The sequence below is a fragment of the Nitrospirota bacterium genome, from assembly GCA_016212215.1.
GTDB lineage: Bacteria > Nitrospirota > 9FT-COMBO-42-15 > HDB-SIOI813 > HDB-SIOI813 > JACRGV01.
The window spans coordinates 1-21,783 of the sequence record JACRGV010000062.1; the positions used below are offsets into that span (position 1 = coordinate 1).

Below are 21,783 nucleotides of genomic sequence, written 5' to 3' on the forward strand. Positions count from 1 at the left end.
TGATAATATAGCCTATCCGGAATTGGAACGCAAGTTTTGTTTAGTAGGTCATTCTAAGCTTTTAAAACTTGGTGAAAAAATTGATGGAATTTCAGGAAGTGCTTTTTTAAGGAGTGCCTTTTTAACCCGTGAACGGTTACATCATTTTAAATTCTGTTAATCGCGTTCCACCTTTTGAAAAAGGAAAAACTGAAAAAGGCTTTAGAGATTCCATTATTCTTGAAGAATTAATACAGCTTGTTGAAGCATCCCCTAATACACCTGCGATTTGTAGTATTGCAATAGTTACAGGAGATGAACTACTTCGAAGTGCTGTTACAGTTAGGCTTAATGAAAAGAATAATGTTTATATTTTTCAAGATATTGAGGAGCTAAAAGGATTAATTAATACACTTGCCTCTAAAGTTGACGAACTGTATATTCAGAAAATTCAAAAAAGAGCTACGGAATATTTTTACAAGAAGAATGAAAATAAGTCTCTATATGTTAGGAAGAAAATTGGAGATATGGTTCGTCAACAATTTACAAATAAATTAGAGGAAATTCCTGAAAGCGCTTCCGAAAGAGAAAATGGAACTTGGTATATATCTCCACCAAATTTTGTTAGAAAGGAAGGGCAATGCATTACATGGAGCAGCCTAATTAGTGTTGAGGCGAAAGCGTATATTTATACTAATGAGGATATTTCCCCTTATTCAACAGTGCAATTTTCACAGGCAGGACTATCGGCATCAATAACTCCCTTATTACCTGTGCCCAAAAAACTTTTTCCAACCCTTCTTGAAACTTTTGTTGCAGGTTCACCTTCACCTTATACTCCTGCAGGCATAGGCATGTCTGGGCTGATTCAACCATCAAGTATTTATTCTAATCTTACAAAGAAAGTTATAAAAAAGGGTCGGACGGTATTTGAGGTAATATGGAGTTTTTCTATTTCATCAGAAGGTAGGTTTACAAGATCAAAAATAAACGAAATAAAATATCTACATTCTATCTGGGAATAATAATTCATGTATAAGTCTATGACACAAACCATAATACATTACCGTTTTCAACACGTGTTCAACCAGTTGTTGACAAATAAAATTCGTATTGCTATTGTATGCTCAGAAAAGCAAAGTGAGGTAAAAATATGAAAGCCAATGCCGTCCCGCTCCTCGCCATTTTCGAAAAGAAACTTCGCCTCGAAGTTCCGCTATTACAGCGACAATACGTCTGGAACCGGGAACATCAATGGGAACCATTATGGGAGGACATCTCTCGTAAATTTTCGGAATACCTCGAAGGCCGAAAGGACGGTCCGGTACATTTCCTGGGTGCTATGGTTCTTGACCAGAAGCAAACGCCGACTACTCACGTCGAGAAACGCCAGGTCATTGATGGCCAACAGCGCCTCACCACATTGCAGATATTTCTTGCGGCCTTTCGTGACTTCTGCATGGCACAAAGCTGTGAGGACTTAGCCAAAGAGTCTGATTCCTTTGCACTGAATACAGGCATGATGAGTGAACCAGAAGTGGAAAGGTTTAAGGTCTGGCCCACACAATCCGACCGTCCTCAATTCATTGATGTCCTCACTTCACGTTCTCGGGCCGTGCTGTTGAATAAATATCCTCTTATTTACCCGAAATATGCCAGGAAACCGAAGCCACGGCCAACAATGGTTGAAGCATATCTCTTTTTTCACGATCAATTGTCTGAGTTCTTTATCGGTACCGCATCAGAACCCCCACTTGCCGGAGACTCTTCTATGTCGTCTCGCTTGGAAGAGTGCTTTCAGGCGCTAAAAAATGCTCTTCAAGTCGTTGTGATCGATTTAGATCGTGAGGATGATGCTCAAGTAATTTTTGAAACATTGAATGCCAGGGGAGAGCCTTTGCTCCCCGCAGATTTGCTTCGAAATTTCATTTTCCTTCGCGCCGCTCGCGAGGGCGAACCTCAGGAGGAGCTCTACAACGAATACTGGCGGAAATTCGACGACTATTTCTGGCGTGTCCCTGTTATACAGGGCCGGCTAACTCGCCCACGGAGCGACCTGTTTATGCAGCATTTCCTATCCAGTCGTCAGACGGTGGATATTCCCATCACACACTTGTTTGTTGAATATAAATTTTGGATCAAAAAAGAGGAACCCTTTTCCAATATTCGCGAGGAGTTGGAAACAATTGCCAGACAGGGTGACGATTTTCGACGGATCATAGAGCCTAAGAAAAATGATCCTCTTTTTCCACTTGTTACATTTCTTGATTGTTTCGACATTCGTACAGTCTACCCATTGCTTCTGTTTCTCCTGGATGTTAAACTTTCGGCATCAGAGTGGAATGATGTCTCGATTACTATCGAATCCTATCTGCTGAGGCGTGCTGTCTGCAACCTAACAACAAAAAGCTATAACCGGATATTTCTTACGCTTACTCGTTCGCTTCGCCGTGACGGGCCATCCCCTGAAATGGTTAACAAATTTTTCTCCACTCTCAAAGGTGAATCTTCTGAGTGGCCTACTGATGAGGCATTCGGCGCAGCTTGGCAAACTGAACGCGCCTATCAAACGCTTAACAAGGCAAAAAATGTCTACATATTGCGTCGTCTCAGCGATTCATACCTGAGTGTTAAGACTGAACATATTAGTATTGATTCACCTCTTAGCGTTGAACATATTCTTCCACAGAATTGGATTGATTATTGGTTACTGCCAGATGGATCGAAAGGTCTCCCTTCACAGGAGTTGTGGATAAGTGAACAAGGTGACTCGAAGGCTGATGCCACACGCCGTCGAAATTCGCTGATACAGACATTCGGTAATCTTACAATCCTCACACAAGAACTCAATTCAGCAGTTTCCAACAGTCCTTGGACTAAAAAGAAGCAGGCACTACTGAGTTCTTCTTTGTTGCCTATCAATCAGCAACTCCATGCAGTTACAACATGGGATGAAGAGGCAATCGAACAACGCTCCAAGGACCTCTTCAAACGTGCAGTCTTAATTTGGCCTGCACCTCATTAGGGTAAAAGCCTTAATTACTTAGGGATCGAGTACATACCACAACGTTCGTGGATTTGGCGATTCGGGCATCGTATTAACACGGACAAGATCATCCAAATCCGAACGAATGTACTCGGTATGTAGTAAGTATACGAATCAAAACTGGGATACCATAATTAATTAAGTATGGTATGTAGTTTACAATTTTCATGATTTATGACGACTTGAAGGGGCTAAAATGTTTCCCGTTGTTGAGGTTCCAGATCATGCAGCAAATCTTACTGAATCGCTTGGCACTAAGCCAAAATTTTGGTTTGAAAAAGGAGGAGTAGATTTTCTGTTTAAGGAGGGGTGGCCCGACAGCGGAGAAGATTGGTCTGAAAAAATCGCAAGTGAATTATGTAATTTGCTCGGACTCCCACATGCTAACTATGATCTTGCTGTCTGGAATGGCAGGAAAGGTGTTGTGAGCCCTAATTTTGTCCCAAGGGGTGGTCGACTCGTGCACGGTAATGAATTGTTAGCGAAAATCCTATCTCAATATCCGGAAAGGAAGTTCTATAAAGTACGCCAACATAACCTAAGGATTGTGATGACTATTGTTAAAGATATAAGGATAATGGTGCCAATTGGTTGGGATATTTTTGCGGGGGTTACATCGGCAGTGGATGTTTTTGTTGGCTACCTTATGCTGGATGCATGGATTGCTAATCAGGATCGGCATCATGGGAATTGGGCTCTAGTGGTTAACGATAATTTGCACATTCATTTGGCCCCATCCTATGACCATGCCTCCTGCTTAGGAAGAAACGAGACTGATAAGGACAGAGAAGACAGGCTGGTAACTCGTGATAAGCGAAGAGGTATGCAACGATATGTGGAAAAAGCTAATTCTGCATTTTACATGCGTCCTAAAGATCCATACCCAATGTCAACTTTTGAGGCATTTCGTGCGGCATTTGATATACATCCAGTTGCAGCTAAGTCATGGCTCCTACGCCTTGAAAATATATCCTTCCGAGATGTACAGTCCCTATTCGAGCAGATCCCCCATGATCGTATAAATGATGTTGCTATTAAATTTGCCATGAAAATTATTGAACTCAACCAACAACGTCTTCTAACATTGAAAGAGACTTAGAATGAAAAAATTGTACCTAATTTGGCAAGACCCTAAAACACGCCGGTGGTTCCCGGTAGGACGATTAACTTACAACGATAAGGTGTATTGTTTCATGTACACCAAAGGTGCCAAGAAAGCTTCTAATTTTATTCCATTAGGACGGATGTCAAATCTGGAAGTTCCGTACGAATCGAGTGAATTATTCCCATTGTTTGCTAACCGATTACTGTCTAAGACACGGCCTGAATATGAAAAATTTCTTCACTGGCTTAACTTATATGATAGTGATAGTAATGACAATCCGATTGTATTGCTAGGGCGTAGTGGGGGTATTCGAGAGACGGATTCTATGGAGGTATTTCTATGTCCTCAAAAAGATAAAGACGGTAAATACCATGTGAGCTTCTTTAGCCGCGGTATCCGATATTTGCCCAAGCACGCTTTAGAGGTAATTAATAGCCTTAATCCCAATGACCAACTCTTTATAATGTCAGATCTGCAGAATCCTTCTGATGAGTTTGCAATTGCACTACGGACTGGTGAGCCAGTAACTATAGTTGGTTACTGCCCGAGCTACCTCGCAGAAGATTTCCATAGCTTGTTGAAAGAGTGTGGTCCCAATAGTTTGAAAATAACTGTTGAGAGAGTGAACAGCGATGCACCTACCCAGTTACGTCTTCTTTGTAGTATGATAGCTCCGTGGCCAAATAATTTTGAACCTTGTGATGGTGAGCTTTTCGAGGTACTGCCTGAAAGGGTACTGTAACAAATTTCCATTTGCGGTAGGAATGCCGGTACAGTGAAACGGTCAATTAGAACAGGACTAACACCGGCATGATGCCAACTTGATTTTGCACTCCGAACCATGAGTTTACTTGCTTGTTTGTCGTTGTAAGCGATCAATTAGAACCACCATTAGCATTTCATATTGATTATGGAGTTCTGGACAAGATATTTTATATGGTAGTTGAATTTTACTTTCGCATAGGGATCCCTTTCCAAAAAACTCTTGACATTCCCGGAACGAAAATCCTAATATAGTATTGTTGGTACTTCATTCTTGAAAATAGTATAGATTAAGGTATTTCAGAAAAAAATATTGCAGGATGAGTAATCACATATCCCAAACTACTTTGAAAACTTTTCACATTAAGGGCGCAAGGATAAAAGGATAGATAGATGGATATGTCTCCGTTTATCCTTGCGTCATCATCAATCCTGATTGTTCTGGCTGTTACTATTCTTGTACCCTTATTTGGGCGTAATCAGCGGTTGTTGATTAATGTCTCTTTTCCATTATCCGCGATTGCATCTTGTCTTGCTGTTTCAGCCGGTGTATGGACGGTGTGGAAAGGCGGAAGTGAGTCTTACATCTTACACATGGGTCTTCCTGACCTGCCGTTTCATCTGAGGCTGGATTCATTATCAGGGTTCTTTTTAACAATCGTCGGTCTTTTAGGTCTGTTTGTTTCTATATATTCCATAGGATATGTCAAAGGATTTCTTGCCCACAGGTCTGTCCTGAGGCTGGTTATTTTTTATAACCTCTTCATGGCAGGGATGCTGATGGTGATACTTGCTGATGATGCCTTGTTCTTTCTTATCTCATGGGAGGTCATGGCCGCGGCCTCTTATTTCCTTGTCATGTTTGAGGATGAGAAGGCAGAGAACAGGCGGGCGGCATTTATATATTTAGTTGTTGCCCATGTCGGGGCTATCGCCATCCTCCTTTCCTTTGGAGTGATGGCAGGTCTTGCAACAGGTTTTGAAGGCTTTAACGGTTATACGTTTGATGCCATGCGTCATGCGTCATTCACGCCTGCATGGGCAGCAGCGGCATTTTTCCTTGCATTCTTCGGGTTTGCAGCAAAGGCAGGCATGATACCTCTGCACGTATGGCTGCCGGAGGCACATCCTGTTGCCCCATCCAATGTTTCTGCACTGATGAGCGGTGTCATGCTGAAGACCGCCATTTACGGGATAGTCCGGGTAGCATTTGACCTCATAAAGGTCTTTCCCTGGTGGTGGGGGGCAATTGTACTTGTCTTCGGCCTGATAACGGCTCTGTTTGGTATCCTCTATGCCATTATGCAGCATGACCTTAAAAAACTCCTTGCATATTCCTCTGTTGAAAATATCGGGATTATCCTGATAGGGATTGGCCTTTCAATGGTTTATGCTTCATTCCACATGCCTGTATTTGCCGCCCTTGCCCTTATAGCCGGCCTTTATCATGCACTTAACCACGCCATGTTCAAGGGTCTGCTATTCATGGGGGCCGGTGCCGTGCTCCATTCAACTCATGAGCGCAGTATGGAGCAGATGGGCGGTCTTATTCACAAGATGCCGTGGACATCCGTCCTATTCCTGTTCGGCTGTATCTCAATTGCCGCACTGCCGCCGTTTAACGGCTTTGTATCTGAATGGCTTACATTCCAGGCATTCCTGCTTTCACCTTCTCTGCCGAGTCAGCTCTTAAAACTGATATTCCCTCTTGCTGCCGCACTACTGGCCCTGACTGCTGCACTTGCGGCACGGTGTTTTGTTAAAGCATACGGTATGACATTCTTGGGACAGTGGCGCGGGCTGAAAACAAGTGTGCATGAAGTAACATGGACGATGAAGGCAGGGATGATATTGAGTGCCATAACATGTCTTGTACTCGGGGTCTTCCCGACCATTGTTATAAGCTGGATGGACATAGTGCCGGAGCAACTGGTAGGTGGAACACTTACAACTACAGCAGGGCAATTCGGATGGCTGTGGCTTACACCCATATCCCATGCGAGGGCGTCCTATTCTGCACCACTTGTGTTAATCATAATACCGGTGATTGTTTTTCTTATTTACATATTTTTGCATACAAGGAAAACGGCCATTCACAGGGGGCCAATATGGGATTGCGGATTTGCAAAGTTGAATACACGGATGCAGTACACAGGAACCTCTTTTTCAATGCCTATCCGCAGGATATTCGGTTTTATCTTCATGATAAAGGAAGATGTGCGTATTGATGGGGGATTGCATAAGGCATTTCCTAAGTCTATCCTATACCGTCTCAGGGTAAGGGACCGCTTATGGGGCTGGTTCTATACACCTGTGGCAGATTCGAGCTTCTGGATAGCTAGGAAGACCGGAAAACTTCAGCAAGGAAGGATACAGATGTATCTTGTTTATTCATTTGTAACGATTATTATACTGCTGGTACTGCTATAATGAATATATTTAATCCGTTCTTGGTTATGTGGTTACAGTTTATTGCCATCCTATTTGCCGCACCTGCGTTTACAGGATGGGTGAGGATGGTGAAGTGCTGGGCACAGGGGCGGACCTCTGCCGGCCTGTTCCAACCATACAGGGACCTTGTTAAACTTTTTTATAAGGATGTAATACTGGCAGAGAATGCATCATGGATATTCCGGTTTACACCTTACATAGTATTCGGTACAACCGTGCTTGCAGGTGCTATAATCCCCATGCTGTCTGTAGAACTACCGCTCTCTGCAACTGCAGATGCCATTGCCCTTGTCGGTCTGTTTACTATTGCCCGCTTTTTTACGGCACTTGCCGGACTGGACATAGGGACTGCCTTCGGAGGGATGGGTTCAAGCAGGGAGAAAACAGTTGCAACACTTGCAGAGCCTGCCATGCTTATGGCCATATTTACCGTGTCCCTTATCAGTCAGTCCACATCACTTTCACAAATGGTAAATGTGATTGCCCACGGAGATTTTGTGCTCAGGCCGTCACTGGCCTTTGCCCTGCTGGCCTTTCTCCTTATTGCACTTGCGGAAACAGGGAGGATACCGGTAGACAATCCGGCAACCCATCTGGAGCTGACCATGATCCATGAGGCTATGATACTTGAATATTCAGGACGTCACCTTGCCCTTATTGAGTGGGCCGGCATGATGAAGCTTTTCCTTTTTGGTACTCTTGGGGTTGCATTGTTCTTTCCCTGGGGTATTGCTGCGGAAGGGGACTTGCTTTCAATTCCTGTTGCCGCGGGTTTACTTATAGTGAAACTATTTATTGCAGGAGTAGGGCTTGTACTGGTAGAAACAGGTTTGGCAAAGATGAGGCTATTCAGGGTACAGGAGTTCCTCGGAAGCGCATTCCTCTTTGCCACACTCGGATTATTATCGTATTTTATGCTGGAATGAAGATAGTAAACATGTAGCAGAAGTAAGAAGCAAGAAGCAAGAAGATAGAAGTAAGACAGTAAATGGCTGCTACCTTCCTCTAATTCCCTCCCCCTTGACGGGGGAGGGATAGGGTGGGGGTGAGCTATGGAGATTTTCGATTACTATGTCAGTAAATTTTGCAGCACAGATAATAAGTGTTCTAGCAGCCCTTGTACTGCTTACGTCTTTTGGACTACTGATTCAAAAGCGGGTATACGGGCTGTTACATCTGTTTGCATGGCAGGGGTTATTTCTTTCCATAAGCACTGCGGTGGTAGGCTATGTGGCCAAACAGCACCACCTGTATATTTCATCAATACTGACACTGGCACTCAAGGTGATAGTTCTACCTTATATCCTCCATACACTGATAGTCCGGCTTAAGATACGTAAAGAGGTTGACACAGTAGTAAACATACCTACTACAATGTTAATGGGGATTGCACTCGTAATATTTTCCTATCACCTTACAGCACCTATCCGGGAACTCTCAACCCTTGTGACCCGTTCTATCATAGCCGTTGCCCTTGCCACAGTTATGCTGGGACTTCTTATGATGATTACAAGGAGACATGCGGTTACACAGATTATAGGGTTCCTTGCACTTGAAAACGGCCTCTTCTTTGCAGCCACCAGCGCAACTTATGGGATGCCCCTTGTTGTGGAGTTAGGCGTGGCACTGGATATTCTGATAGCAGCATTTGTCTTCGGCATATTCTTTTTCCATATCAGTGAGACCTTTGATTCTCTTGATGTTGAGCAGATGGCAAGATTGAAGGAGGAAGAGTAAGTGACACTTATAATCCTGCTCGGGGTCTCATTATTTGCCGCTATAATCCTTGCCTTTGTAGGTGACAGGAGGTTTGCCCCTGAGGTAAATATTCTCGGTTCCGGCGCCACTTTTGTTGCCAGTATTGCCCTTGCAGTACATGTATACTTTGAAGGCTCCATGATTGCCGGAGGAAAGTTCTTCTTTGTTGATGCCTTCAATGTCTACCTTGCTGTGCTTACTGCATTTGTCTCCATGACAACGGCCATATTCAGCAGGAGATACATGAGGCGGGAAAGGGAACACGGCCGTGTCAGCCACTGGGGGATGCGTTTCTATCATGCCATGTTTCAGCTCTTTATCTTTGCCATGCTCCTTGCACTACTGACCAACAATATCGGTGTACTGTGGATTGCCATGGAGCTTGCCACACTCTCAACCGTGTTACTTGTTTCCTTATACAGGACACCTGCTGCAATTGAGGCGGCATGGAAGTATTTCATACTTTGCGGAGTGGGTATAGCACAGGCACTATTCGGTACTGTACTACTCTATTTTGCCGCAGAAAAGGTTCTGGGTGAAGGAGGAGATGCACTCTTATGGACAAACCTGAGTCAGGTCAGCGGACAGCTTGAGCCGACCGTGCTTCGTCTTGCATTCGTCTTCCTTATGGTAGGTTACGGCACAAAGGTAGGTCTGGTTCCCCTTCATAACTGGCTGCCTGATGCACACAGTGAAGGTCCAACGCCTATATCAGCGGTACTATCAGGGCTTCTGCTCAATATTGCACTTTATGCACTGGTCAGATGTAAGGTACTGGTTGACTTGTCTACAGGCACGAATTGGGCAGGAAAGATGATGATGGGGTTCGGCCTTCTATCCATACTCGTTTCATCCTTCGCAATCCTGAGGCGTAAGGATATAAAAAGGATGTTTTCCTACTCATCCATAGAACACATGGGTATAGCAACCTTTGCATTTGGGTTGGGCGGCCCTATTGCAACATTCGGCGGGCTTCTGCACATGCTTGTCCATAGCCTTACAAAATCATCAATATTTTTTACTGTCGGTCATGCATGTCAGATGCACGGGACGCAGGAGATAACCAAGATAAAAGGTCTTATCAAGGGAAACCCGCTGGTCGGCTGGGGAATGATGCTTGGGGTTATGGCTATTGTTGGAATGCCGCCGTTCGGCGTATTTACAAGCGAATTCCTGATACTCACCGCAACCATGAAGGATGCACCATATCTCGCCCCATTCCTTTTACTCGGCCTTGGTGTTGCCTTTGCCGCCCTCTTCAGAAGGGTACAGCCGATGGTTTCAGGGCCTATCCCTGATTACCAGACACCTGTAAAGGCATCACACATACCTGTTATCCTGCACATGGTGCTGGTACTGATTATAGGAATTTACATGCCGGTTTTTTTGTCAGACTGGTTTCATACGGCAGTGGAGCTGTTGAAGTAAGTTAATCAGCAATTCCTGGTGAAATATCAGGCAAGTGCTGTTACAGCGGGGTTAGAAAACCCCGCCTATCGCGATAGGCGGGACATTCTTGTCCCGCATTTGCAAGGGAGACAGGTTTCACATAGAATTGCTGTAAGTTAATAAAAATATGAACACATTAAAAGACATCATTATTACAACACTCAAAGAAGATGCAGTGCAGGATGAACATCAGTATCCAGCATGGGTAACAACCTTTATTGTCCCCAGAAGCCGATTCGTAGAAGCAGCGAGGGCGATGAAGAAGGCTGATGCAAGGCTTGTGGCTGAGTGGGCAACGGATGAAACACTCATGCATACCCCCTCTCCCCTTAATCCCCTCCCGCAAGGGGAGGGGAAATTTGATGAGCAATCAAGGGGAACGGGTGCTAAATTTATTCCCTCCCCCTTGACGGGGGAGGGTCAGGGTGGGGGTGAGCTAAGAGGCTTCGGCATCTTCGCCTGCTTTGCCAAAGCATCAGAATACCTTATTGTAAAAACAAATGCCCCTCCTGACGACCCAACATTTCCAACCCTTACAAAAAAGTTCCCTGCCTCCTTCCGTTTTGAGCGCCAGATACAAAGCCTTATGGGTGTTAATCCTACCGGACATCCTGATAACAGGCCATGGATAAAACATGAAGACTGGCCCAAGGATGCATGGCCATTGAGGAAGGCATTTGACCCATCCATGTACATGGAGAGGGTCACAGGGGAATATAAATTTATCAGGGCAGAGGGCATCGGTGTTTTTGAGATACCTGTTGGCCCTGTCCATGCCGGTATTATTGAACCAGGACATTTCCGTTTTCAGGCTGTTGGTGAGGATATTCTAAACCTTGAAAAGAAACTCGGGTATGTGCATAAGGGGATAGAAAAAAGGTTTGAGGCATTATCATGGGAAGAAGGTGTACGGCTCGCAGGCCGTGTATCAGGGGATACTACTGTAGCCCATAGCCTTGCATACTGCATGGCGGTTGAGGCCATTACAATGCCCGGATGCAAGCCGCCTGAAAGAGGGCTATGGTTACGGGCCCTTATGCTTGAAAGGGAGCGGATAGCAAATCACATTGGCGATATAGGCGGTATATGTAATGATGCAGCCTTTGCCTTTCTTTTGTATCAACTATCGAGGCTTAGAGAGATTGTGCTACGTACAAACTATAAATTGTTCGGCCACCGGCTTATGATGGACAAGGTTGCGATAGGCGGCGTATCTGTTGATATAACCGCAGATGGCATAAATGAGATACTTTCAGAATTGAACCTGATTTCAGACGAGTTTGAAAGGCTTGCCTCTATCTATGATGAAAACCCTTCCCTTGAAGACAGGGTGAGGGACGCAGGTGTACTGGCCCCGGATACTGCAAAGGAGCTTGGTGTGGTAGGGATTACCGCCAGGGCCAGCGGCCAGCCGCTGGATTGCCGTATCCAGAACCCGTTTCCTCCTTACGCTGTGATTGTCCCGAGGATGACAGTTCTTCAGGCAGGGGATGTCCATTCAAGGACATGGGTTAGAGTAGAAGAGGTCAGGGAGTCTATAATTGTCATAAGAAATATACTGACCTCACTTCCTTCGGGTGAGATTAAAACCGGTATCAAATATCCGGCACCTGACACAAGAGGCTTTGCTGTTGTTGAGGGTTGGCGGGGAGAGATAGTTTACTGGATTCAGGCAGGGGAAAAAGGTGAGATAAACAGGTGTATGGTAAGAGACCCTTCCAGTGTAAACTGGCTTGCAGTCGAACAGGCCATCCACGGAAACATAGTACCTGATTTCCCCCTTTGCAACAAAAGCTTTAATCAGTCATATTCAGGGCATGACCTGTGAGAATATAGGTAATGGGTTATTAGGATAGGCGGGGTTTTCCAACCCCGCCGTAAGGATTTCCGAATCGAAAAAGGAGCTACTTAATTGTTACGAATTCTTTATCAGATATTCAGAACCGGCATTGTCACAGAACCGCTGCCCAGCGAGACAGAGGCGGAGATTGAGATTGTCGGTGCAAGGCTGGAAAAGGATATATTAAAACAATTCCAGAGAAGCCTGACAATCAGGTTTGTAGATGCAGGCTCATGCAACGGGTGCGAACTGGAGATTCATGCATTGAGCAACCCAATCTATAACTGCGAACGCTTCGGTATCCACTTCACCGCATCACCAAGATTTGCAGACCTGCTTTTAGTCACAGGCCCTGTTTCAAAAAACATGGAGATCGCCCTCCGCAGGACCTACAACGCCATGCCCAATCCTAAACTTGTTGTTGCAGTGGGCGACTGCGGAAACAATGGAGGAATATTCGGCACCAGCTACGCATCCCTCGGCGGCGTCGGAAACATCATCCCTGTTGATGCCTATGTAAAAGGCTGTCCACCCAACCCCGCTGATCTGCTCAATGGGATTCTTAAAGTTGTGAGCATGTAACCCTAAGAATCCAGACAAACTATGGATATCTATATCCCAGAAGTATCTGTCACATTCAACTGGTAAGGGATCACGTTTCATTACAATATAAATTATTACAAATCTTCAAAAAGTCTGCAATTGTTTTTTGGGGAGTATGGGGTCGGGAAATTTTCGGGTTCATTTGTTGTACCTTATTTTGTATAAATTAACGGAAAGATTTTAGCGGGTTTATCTTGTATAAGCAAGATGCATAAGCATCTTTTCGATGCGCTTGTCATGCGAGGAGAATGGGTCCATACATAATACGGTTTCTTCGCCATAGCCGTCTAATTTAAGATATGTCCAGTCTACACTGTATGATCTGTTTTTCATATTGGCTACACGTATAAAATCACCTCTGAGTTTGGCCCTTGTGTTCTGCGGCGGGTACTCCATAGCATTTGCTATGTCAGTATCTTCAGCAACCCTTTCCACAAGGCCCTCTCTTTCAAGTAGATAATATAAACCTCTGTCTCGTTTAATATCATGATACTGTAAATCCATCATTGCTACTTTTGGGTCATCCCAGTCATATCCCTTCTTATTTCTGTATGAGTTTATAAGCTCATATTTTGTAACCCAGTCAACATATCTTGATAACGCAACAGGGTCTTCATCGAGCTTATCCAGTACATACTCCCACTTTTCCAGGATATCCGATACCACTTTACTCTTTTCCCTGTGGGCAAGATAATTCTGCACAAGGTCGAGATAGACCCTCTGGATTTCAACGGCTGTATAGGATTTGCCATTTTCAAGTTTTACCGTCTTTTTCATGGTCAGATCTTTTGAAATATCTTTAATTGCACGGACAGGGTCATCTAAATCCATCCCTCTTACAGGATAACCATCTTCAATCATCTGAAGGATGAGGGCGGTTGTACCCACTTTTAAATAGGTGGTGTACTCAGACATGTTTGCATCGCCTACGATTATGTGCAGGCGGCGGTATTTCTCAGCATCAGCATGAGGTTCATCCCTTGTGTTTATAATGCTCCTTGAAGAGGTTGTGGAGCATGATATCTTCTGGTTTATATGCTGGGAGCGCTGTGATATGGAATAGTATGTCTTACCTGCCTCTTTCTGAATCTTTCCTGCACCGGAATAGATTTGGCGGGTAACAAAAAAGGGAATTAATCTCTCTGAAAACCTCCAGAAGTCAATATGCCTCGCCACCAGATAGTTTTCATGGCATCCATAAGTATTACCTGCTGAATCTGTATTATTTTTGTAAATAAATATTTCACCGGCTATACCATCTTCATGCATCCGCCTCTCTGCAAGATTCAGAGATGCCTCAAGTATCCGCTCTCCTGCCTTGTCATACACAACAAGGTCAAAGACATTATCACATTCAGGTGTTGCATACTCAGGGTGACAGCCTGTGTCCTGATAAAATCGTGCGCCATTGGGTAGAAAGGCATTTGAAGACCAACTGTTTGATATGATGCCCTCAAAGAGATACCCTAATATCCTCTCAAGGGGGATGGAGTTTTTCTCTTTTGAAGAAAAAATCAATCCATATTCATTTTCTAATCCATATATCCTTGTTTCCATAGAAAATCACCCCATCCCCACCCTAACCCTCCCCTTGAAGGGGAGGGAATAAACTAAGTACCCTCTCCCTCAGGGAGAGCTGCAATTAAATTCCTTCCAAATCCCTCCCCCCTCTTTTGCGGGGGGAGGCAGGAGGGGGGATCGGGGTGAGGGTGGGGTTTTTATTGCCAAGTTCACCCGAAAATTTCTATTTTAATTACAAAGCTCTATTGTTAATTATCTCTTCCCAATTAACTCAGGAGTGTGATTAATTCATCTATCTTAATCCTTCTGAACTTTCTTCCATTCCGACCCCTGTCCAGTACGGCAACTTCCATATTTTCTTTTTCAAGTTTTGTCTTAACCGTTGATTCAAGTGCCTCAACAGATAATTTTAATGACTCTTTAAGGTTCATGCCTGCCCTGTACTTATCTTTTAAAAAGACCTTTACTGCTTCAGACTTGCCGCCTATGACTGCGTACCCCTTTTCATCACAAATATTGCCGTCATATAAAATCCTGTAGATTTCATTTGCCCCGGAGCCGTCATGGACTTCAGCAACGAGTATCTCAACTTCAAGCGGTTTTATCTCTTGACTGAACATAGTTCCCATAGACTGTGAATAGGCATTTGCTAGAGACTTGGCTGAAACATCATCACGACTGTATGCATAACCCTTCAGGTCTGCATGACGGATGCCCGCCTTTCTAAGGCTCTCAAATTCACTGTACTTACCGGCCCCTGCAAATGCAATACGGTCATAGACCTCACTTATCTTATTTAATGAAGCACTCGGATTGTCTGCAAAAAAAAGTATCCCATCTTCATACTCCATAACTATAGTAGACCTCCCCTTTGAGATACCCTTCTGTGCATACTCTGCCTTATCCTGCATCATCTGTTCGGGTGAAACATAATAGGGAAGAGGCATATATTATCTCTCCTTTTTTGCTGACTTCTGTTTATCGCCAATCAGCCGCTTGTAAACGGTTTCAATTGTTACACTGTCTACGTCTTCAATGCCGGTCTTCTTAATAACCTTAACTGTAGGATATATCCCCCGCACCAGATCCGGGCCTGCGGTTCCAACGTCTTCTTCAGCCGCATCATACAAAGACTCTAATGCAAGCTGAATCCCTTTATCCTCAGTCATCCCCGGTGAAAAAAACTTTTTTAATGTACTTCTTGCATCTTTTCCACCCGACCCGGTGGCATAGTAATCCGTCTCTTCATACCTGCCGCCTGTAACATCATATTTGTAAATCCGGCCTTCCTGCTTATTAAGGTCATATCCTGCAAAGATTGGAATGACTATCAATCCCTGCATGGCAAGGGGCAGATTCGCTTTTATCATCTGGGATAACTTGTTTGCCTTGCCTTCTGTTGTAAGAGTGACCCCTTCAAGTTTCTCGTAGTGTTCAAGCTCCACCTGTAATAACTTTGCCATCTCAATACATGCACCTGCTGCACCGGATATGGCAATGGCAGAGTAATCATCACACCTGTAAACCTTTTCCACCCTGCGTGCAGAAATCTGGTACCCTTCCGTAGCCCTTCTGTCCCCTGCAATAATGACCCCGTCTTTATACTTTAGGGCAAGGACAGTAGTACCATGAGGAACATTCTTTAACATCTCTCTGTTCACAGAACTGACTTCACTGTTGTTTAATTCTTTCTGCGGTAACAAGCCTGGATGCTCAGATACAAGATAATCATAGAAACTTGAGTTCCACATATTATTCCCCGCCTTTTTGAACGTAGTTTTTAACAAACTCTTCAGCATTCTCCTCCAATACATCATCTATCTTGTCAAGAAGTTCATCTACATCCTTCTTGATCTGTTTCCCCTTTTCTATTACCTCCGGATTGGCCTCAACAGGTTTTTCTGTTTTTTCCTTAGATCTTTTCTTTTCCTTTTCCTGATAGCCCATGGACGTCCCTCCCTTATGCGGAAAGATTTTTTAAGAGTTCTTCCGCTGTTTCAGACCTGGTGAATATATCACCCACAAGTGCCTCTGTCCCTCTCAGGGGGTTTAACAAAGGTACCCGTTTAATCGTAAAGTTACCGATGTCAAACAATACAGAGCTCCAACTCGTCGCATAAACCTCTTTTGGAAACTTCTTAATACATGTACCCCTGAAAAATGCCCTTGTATCCTTTGGCGGGATGTCTCTCGCAAGCATAACCGCCCCTTCCGACACAAATGGGTCAACATAACCATCCTTTTTCAGGGTATAATAAAGCCCCTTACCGGGATTAAGGTCGTGATACTGCAAGTCCATCATCGCAAGCCTTGGATTATCCCATTTGTAATCCCTTTTTTCACGGTAAGTATTAATCATCTGATATTTTATCAACCAGTCAATCTTTGTGTTCAATTCTGCCGGGTTTTTTTCAAGTATATTTAATGTCTCTTCCCAGTTACGCATTACCTCATATATAAATGGCTCGCTCTCCCTGCTTGAGAAATATTTATATGCATGTTCCAAATAAATCCGCTGTATCTCAATCGGAGTCAACCTCTTTCCATTTTTCATGGCGATAGTCTTTTTAAGTGACAAGTCTCGTGATACAGACTTTATTGCCTCAAGCGGATTTTCAAGTTCCACCCCGGGAACATCAATATTATTATCTACGAGTTGAAGCACCAACGCCGCTGTCCCGACCTTTAAGTATGTTGAGTACTCTGCCATGTTAGCATCACCGACAATAACATGAAGACGCCTGAATACACTCGGGTCAGAGTGGGGTTCATCACGGGAATTTATAATGGGCCGTTTGGCCATTGTATTAAGGTCAATCAGTGTCTCGAAAAAATCTGCCCTCTGTGATATCTGGAAATCCGCAGGGTCTGTTTTATTGTCTGTCCCGACCTTACCCGAACCTGCATAAATCTGTCTTGTAACAAGAAACGGCGTCAGGTTCCGGACAATCTTTTCAAACGGCGTACTTCTCAGCATCAAGTAATTTTCATGATACCCGTAACTATTTCCCTTGCCGTCTGTGTTGTTTTTATATACAAAGAGTTTGTCTTCCTCCTTCCTCACCCTGTTGGCATTTTCAATACAAACCTGCATCAGATATTCTCCTGCCTTTTCATAAGTCACAACATCTTTCGGGTTCACACACTCAGGCGTGGAATATTCCGGATGCGCACCGTCAATATACAATCGTCCGCCGTTCTCAAGCGGTTTATTCAGGTTCAGGTTCGCATCCTGTGCAGGTCTTTCCCTTTCTCCATTTACAGTAAACCCCCTTGCATCTACAAGCGGATCTTCATTTTCATAATCCCATAAAATCTTCAGGGAAGAAAATGGCCGCAGGTGATTTATGAGGAATATCGAGGCAGATACCGGATCAAATCCATCAGTATTTCTCGATGTTATCCCAAATTCTGTTTCTGTTCCTATTACCTGTTTTGTTGACATGTCATTCCCTTTTGGCCTTTTTGGCCTCTTCGGGCTTATAAATAATGCCCTGTTGCTACCGTCTCAATACGCCTGGTTTCCTTAGCCTTACCGCTGATAGTCCGAGCATGAACAATACGCTCATTCTTTCTGCCGGCGATTTTGGCCCAGTCATCAGGATTTGTTGTATTCGGAAGATCCTCATTTTCCTTAAACTCATCTTTAATAGCAGTCAAAAGGTCTTCCTCCTTAATGCCGCCCTCTCCAAGGGTAATTGCCCTCTTTATTGCATGTTTTTTACTCCTCGCTACAATCCCCTCTATCATTGCACCGCTTACAAAATCCTTGAAGTACAGTATCTCTTTATCGCCATTTGCATAAGTTACTTCTAAGAATTTATTCTCTTCGTCAAGACTATACATACGCTCAACTGTAAGATTAATCAATCTTTCAGTAACCTTTTCCGCATCTCCGTTATCATGGTCCATTTCAGATTTATGAAACGGTAAATCAGTAGTAAGATACTTGCTGAATACATCCTTTGCTGAATCTGCATCAGGACGGTCTATCCTTATCTTAATATCAAGCCGCCCCGGCCTCAGTATTGCAGGGTCAATCAGGTCCTGCCGGTTACTTGCACCAATTACAATTACATTCCGCAGGCTCTCTACACCATCAATCTCAGACAAAAACTGAGGAACTATTGTAGACTCAATGTCAGAAGAGACACCTGTTCCCCTTGTCCTGAACAAGGCATCCATTTCATCAAAGAATACTACAACAGGCATACCTTCATCAGCCTTCTCTTTTGCTTTAGAAAATACCTCACGTATCTGACGTTCACTTTCACCGACATATTTATTCAGCAGTTCAGGGCCTTTGACATGGAGGAAATAGCTGCGTACATCCTTTTCCCCTTTTGATTCCAGCCGCTTTGCAATAGAATTGGCCACTGCCTTTGCAATAAGGGTCTTTCCGCACCCCGGAGGGCCGTATAGCAAAACACCCTTAGGCGGCAGTAAGCGGTACTCTTTAAATAGTTCCGGATATACAAATGGAAGCTCTATGGCATCCATAATGGTTTCTATCTGTTTTTTCAATCCGCCTATATCTCCATACGCAACATCAGGAACCTCTTCGAGTATTACCTGGCCGACTTCTGTCTTGGGTAATTTCTCTAACAGCAGACCTGACCGTTGGTCAAACAGAAGGACATCTCCTACACTCAGTTTTGTCCCCTGAAGAGGTTCACCAATTTCAGCAACACGTTCTTCATCACCATGTAGGGATATTATTGCCCTATCTTTTCCCAGCCTGTCTTTTAAATGGACCACCTCTCCCTGACTATCATAGCCGCGTATCTCAATGACATTAAGTGCGTCATTCAGAATCACCTCCTGGCCTTTACGGAGTGTAGTTATCTCAATACCGGGTCTGACATTCACCTTTAGTTTTCTGCCGGATACATAAACATTTATTGTACCGTCATCATTAGTATCAGCGAAAACACCATAACTTGCAGGGGGTGACGTAAGTTTTTCTACCTCTTTCCTTAATGCCTGTATCTGATCTTTTGCTTCATGGAGTGCAGACGTCAACTTTTCATTCTGTTTGAATGCACTATCCAGTTTGAACCTGGATTCATAAACACGCTGAAGTTCCTCTTCGAGGCTTTTTACGTGATCACAGAGGCTTTCAATCTCCTTCTCATACTCTGCTATCTTTGCTTCACTTGAAGACGCAGAAGAAGATGATGACGGCATCTCCAATGACTTCTTTATTTGGGTTTTTATGGCTGGTAATCTGTAGTTTTTCTTTGTCTCGGACATGTTATCTCCTTTCTCATAGAGGCTGAAGAATCCTTATTCTTCAATGAGTTACGTAATTAAATTCTACCATCTATAAACTACAAGGTCAACTTAACTACTTCAGTCCGAATTGTGTGGAAGAGTCTCTAAAATATCATATCTGCGTTACGATTTTTGCCTTACAAGTTCATCAAGAATATTCACAGTTGCTTTATACACTGACCTTGCATTTAATACAGCAGAAATAACTGCTACCCCATAAGCCCCCTTTCCAATTACAGCCTTTATACTCTCTTTTTTAACGCCACCGATTGCAAACACCGGAATCCTGATCTTCTTTGTAACACTTGATAGTCTGTTCAACCCAACCGGCGGTCCATATACTAATTTAGTAGGTGTTGCAAAGATCGGGCCAAATGTAATAAAATCAGCACCGTCATCTGCGGCCTTCCTTGCCTCTTTAAGACTATGAGTTGATACACCAATTGTAAATCTACTGCCCGACAACTTCCTGGCAAGTCCAACACTGAAGCCATTCTGCCCCAAATGTACACCGTCTGCACCCAGTGCCATTGCAACATCCAGCCGGTCATTTATAAATAATTTTACAGCGTGTTTTGCAGTCAATGCCCTGAGCCTCTCTCCTGTCCCTAACATCTCCTTAGCCGTCAAATTCTTACCTCTGAACTGTATACCTTTGACACCACCATCAATCGCTTTTTTCACACTTGTTAAAAAATCGTTTTGTACCAGAGACGGGTCAGCGATGAGGTATAAGTTAAAATCAATGTAGTTCATCCGAAAATCTCTCCGGCGGGGTAAGAAAACCCCGCCTATCCAAATCTATGAGGATAGGCGGGACTTTCTTGTCCCGCTGATTTTCATGGCCCTTTGTGAACCCTCGATTCATGGGGGTTCACTTGAATGTCTCCATAGCTCACCCCCACCCTGACCCTCCCCCCTCAAGGGGGAGGGAATAATCTTAGCATCCCTCTCCCCTTGCGGAAGAGGGTCCGGGCGAGGGGAGGCTTCTTGCTTCTTACCTCTCGCCTTATTCTATCATCCCTCCCAGCGGACTGCTGGCAGAGGCATATAGCTTCTTCGGTATCCTGCCGGCAAGATACGCGAGTCTTCCGGCCTCAACAGCCAGCCTCATTGCATGGGCCATCATAACAGGTTGTTTAGCACAAGCTATGGCTGTATTCATAAGAACTGCATCACATCCAAGCTCCATGGCTACAGCCGCTTCAGATGCAGTACCAACCCCTGCATCTACTATTACCGGAACTGTTGCAAATTCTTTTATTATCCTTATATTATATGGATTTCTTATGCCCAGGCCTGAACCAATCGGGGCAGCAAGCGGCATAATTGCACTACAGCCTATGTCCTCTAATTTCCTTGCCATTATCGGGTCATCATTGGTATAAGGGAGCACAATGAACCCTTCTTTTACCAATATCTTTGCCGCTTCTAATAAAGCCTCATTGTCCGGCATAAGTGTTCGTTCATCTCCAATGACCTCAAGTTTTACAAGGTCAGATATCCCCGCGGCACGGGCAAGCCTTGCTGTCCTCACAGCATCATCTGCTGTGTAGCAACCGGCGGTGTTCGGTAGTATTATATATTTCTTAGGGTCTATGTAATCAAGGAGGTTTTCCTTTGAACGGTCTGTTATGTTTACCCTCCTGACTGCTACTGTAACAACATGTGCGCCGGATGCCTCAATTGCCTCTTTTGTTTCCTTGAAGTCCTTATATTTCCCTGTCCCTACCCATAACCGGGACCTGATGTCCATACCGCCCACTCTTAATACGTCATCCATTTCCGCCTCCCACAAAGGTAATTATCTCAAGCCTGTCCCCTTCTTTTAATAAGACTGAGTCAAATTGTTTCTTATCCAGTATCTCCATATTATACTCAATTGCAACCAGCTGGGGGCTGATATTCATCATATTCAACAGGGAAGAGACGGAAGTCCCTTCAATTATGTGTTGCTTTTCACCATTAACTGTAACATTTATTTCCATTTTAAAA

Annotated in this window: 19 protein-coding genes; 10 read left to right on the plus strand and 9 right to left on the minus strand. The window is 44.1% G+C overall.

The features are described from left to right. Positions 1-128: 128 nt before the first annotated feature. The 10 genes from HZA08_05545 (at position 129) to HZA08_05590 (ending at position 12,972) form a co-directional block, all read left to right on the plus strand. Positions 129-1,004 carry a hypothetical protein gene (locus HZA08_05545; GenBank protein MBI5192889.1) on the plus strand — a complete coding sequence of 292 codons (876 nt, stop codon included), beginning with the start codon at positions 129-131 and terminating at the stop codon, positions 1,002-1,004. Between the two features lie 128 nt (positions 1,005-1,132). Beyond that, positions 1,133-3,004 carry a DUF262 domain-containing protein gene (locus HZA08_05550; protein MBI5192890.1) on the plus strand — a complete coding sequence of 624 codons (1,872 nt, stop codon included), beginning with the start codon at positions 1,133-1,135 and terminating at the stop codon, positions 3,002-3,004. A gap of 217 nt (positions 3,005-3,221) precedes the next feature. Further along, positions 3,222-4,124, plus strand: coding sequence for a hypothetical protein (locus HZA08_05555; GenBank protein MBI5192891.1), 903 nt, complete (start codon positions 3,222-3,224; stop codon positions 4,122-4,124). A gap of 292 nt (positions 4,125-4,416) precedes the next feature. Next, positions 4,417-4,872 (plus strand): HIRAN domain-containing protein, encoded by a 456-nt coding sequence (locus tag HZA08_05560; GenBank protein MBI5192892.1) that lies wholly within the window; start codon positions 4,417-4,419, stop codon positions 4,870-4,872. Positions 4,873-5,291: 419 nt separating this feature from the next. After that, positions 5,292-7,322, plus strand: a complete 2,031-nt coding sequence (gene hyfB, locus HZA08_05565; GenBank protein MBI5192893.1) for a hydrogenase 4 subunit B — start codon at positions 5,292-5,294, stop codon at positions 7,320-7,322. Further along, positions 7,322-8,269, plus strand: coding sequence for an NADH-quinone oxidoreductase subunit H (locus HZA08_05570; protein MBI5192894.1), 948 nt, complete (start codon positions 7,322-7,324; stop codon positions 8,267-8,269). Before hyfB ends, HZA08_05570 begins: the two co-directional genes overlap by 1 nt. Before the next feature lie 145 nt (positions 8,270-8,414). Beyond that, positions 8,415-9,080, plus strand: a complete 666-nt coding sequence (locus tag HZA08_05575) for a formate hydrogenlyase (protein MBI5192895.1) — start codon at positions 8,415-8,417, stop codon at positions 9,078-9,080. Next, the gene (locus HZA08_05580; GenBank protein MBI5192896.1) at positions 9,081-10,529 is read left to right on the plus strand and encodes a hydrogenase 4 subunit F; all 1,449 of its coding nucleotides are present in this window, start codon (positions 9,081-9,083) and stop codon (positions 10,527-10,529) included. Positions 10,530-10,677: 148 nt separating this feature from the next. Further along, complete coding sequence (locus HZA08_05585) at positions 10,678-12,378, plus strand: NADH-quinone oxidoreductase subunit C (protein ID MBI5192897.1); 1,701 nt, start codon at positions 10,678-10,680, stop codon at positions 12,376-12,378. 84 nt (positions 12,379-12,462) lie between these two features. Then, positions 12,463-12,972 (plus strand): NADH-quinone oxidoreductase subunit B family protein, encoded by a 510-nt coding sequence (locus tag HZA08_05590; GenBank protein ID MBI5192898.1) that lies wholly within the window; start codon positions 12,463-12,465, stop codon positions 12,970-12,972. A 210-nt stretch (positions 12,973-13,182) separates the two neighbouring features. Here the strand turns inward: HZA08_05590 and pafA are convergent, their stop codons facing one another. From pafA to thiS, 9 genes are all read right to left on the minus strand, one after another. Further along, on the minus strand, positions 13,183-14,550 hold the full coding sequence (gene pafA, locus HZA08_05595) for a Pup--protein ligase (protein ID MBI5192899.1): 1,368 nt from the start codon (positions 14,548-14,550) through the stop codon (positions 13,183-13,185). A 230-nt stretch (positions 14,551-14,780) separates the two neighbouring features. Continuing rightward, positions 14,781-15,461, minus strand: a complete 681-nt coding sequence (gene prcA / locus HZA08_05600) for a proteasome subunit alpha (protein ID MBI5192900.1) — start codon at positions 15,459-15,461, stop codon at positions 14,781-14,783. A gap of 3 nt (positions 15,462-15,464) precedes the next feature. Continuing rightward, complete coding sequence (gene prcB / locus HZA08_05605) at positions 15,465-16,265, minus strand: proteasome subunit beta (protein MBI5192901.1); 801 nt, start codon at positions 16,263-16,265, stop codon at positions 15,465-15,467. A 1-nt stretch (position 16,266) separates the two neighbouring features. Beyond that, positions 16,267-16,461 carry a ubiquitin-like protein Pup gene (locus HZA08_05610; GenBank protein ID MBI5192902.1) on the minus strand — a complete coding sequence of 65 codons (195 nt, stop codon included), beginning with the start codon at positions 16,459-16,461 and terminating at the stop codon, positions 16,267-16,269. 13 nt (positions 16,462-16,474) lie between these two features. Next, positions 16,475-17,959, minus strand: a complete 1,485-nt coding sequence (locus HZA08_05615) for a proteasome accessory factor PafA2 (GenBank protein MBI5192903.1) — start codon at positions 17,957-17,959, stop codon at positions 16,475-16,477. Between the two features lie 35 nt (positions 17,960-17,994). Further along, complete coding sequence (gene arc / locus HZA08_05620; protein ID MBI5192904.1) at positions 17,995-19,767, minus strand: proteasome ATPase; 1,773 nt, start codon at positions 19,765-19,767, stop codon at positions 17,995-17,997. Positions 19,768-19,911: 144 nt separating this feature from the next. Next, positions 19,912-20,544: a thiamine phosphate synthase gene (gene thiE, locus HZA08_05625; GenBank protein ID MBI5192905.1), complete on the minus strand. Its 633-nt coding sequence runs from the start codon at positions 20,542-20,544 to the stop codon at positions 19,912-19,914. Positions 20,545-20,797: 253 nt separating this feature from the next. Beyond that, positions 20,798-21,571, minus strand: coding sequence for a thiazole synthase (locus HZA08_05630; protein MBI5192906.1), 774 nt, complete (start codon positions 21,569-21,571; stop codon positions 20,798-20,800). Continuing rightward, a complete protein-coding gene (thiS, locus tag HZA08_05635) occupies positions 21,564-21,776 on the minus strand; it encodes a sulfur carrier protein ThiS (protein ID MBI5192907.1) in 213 nt (70 codons plus the stop codon). Before thiS ends, HZA08_05630 begins: the two co-directional genes overlap by 8 nt. Between the last annotated feature and the right edge of the window lie 7 nt (positions 21,777-21,783).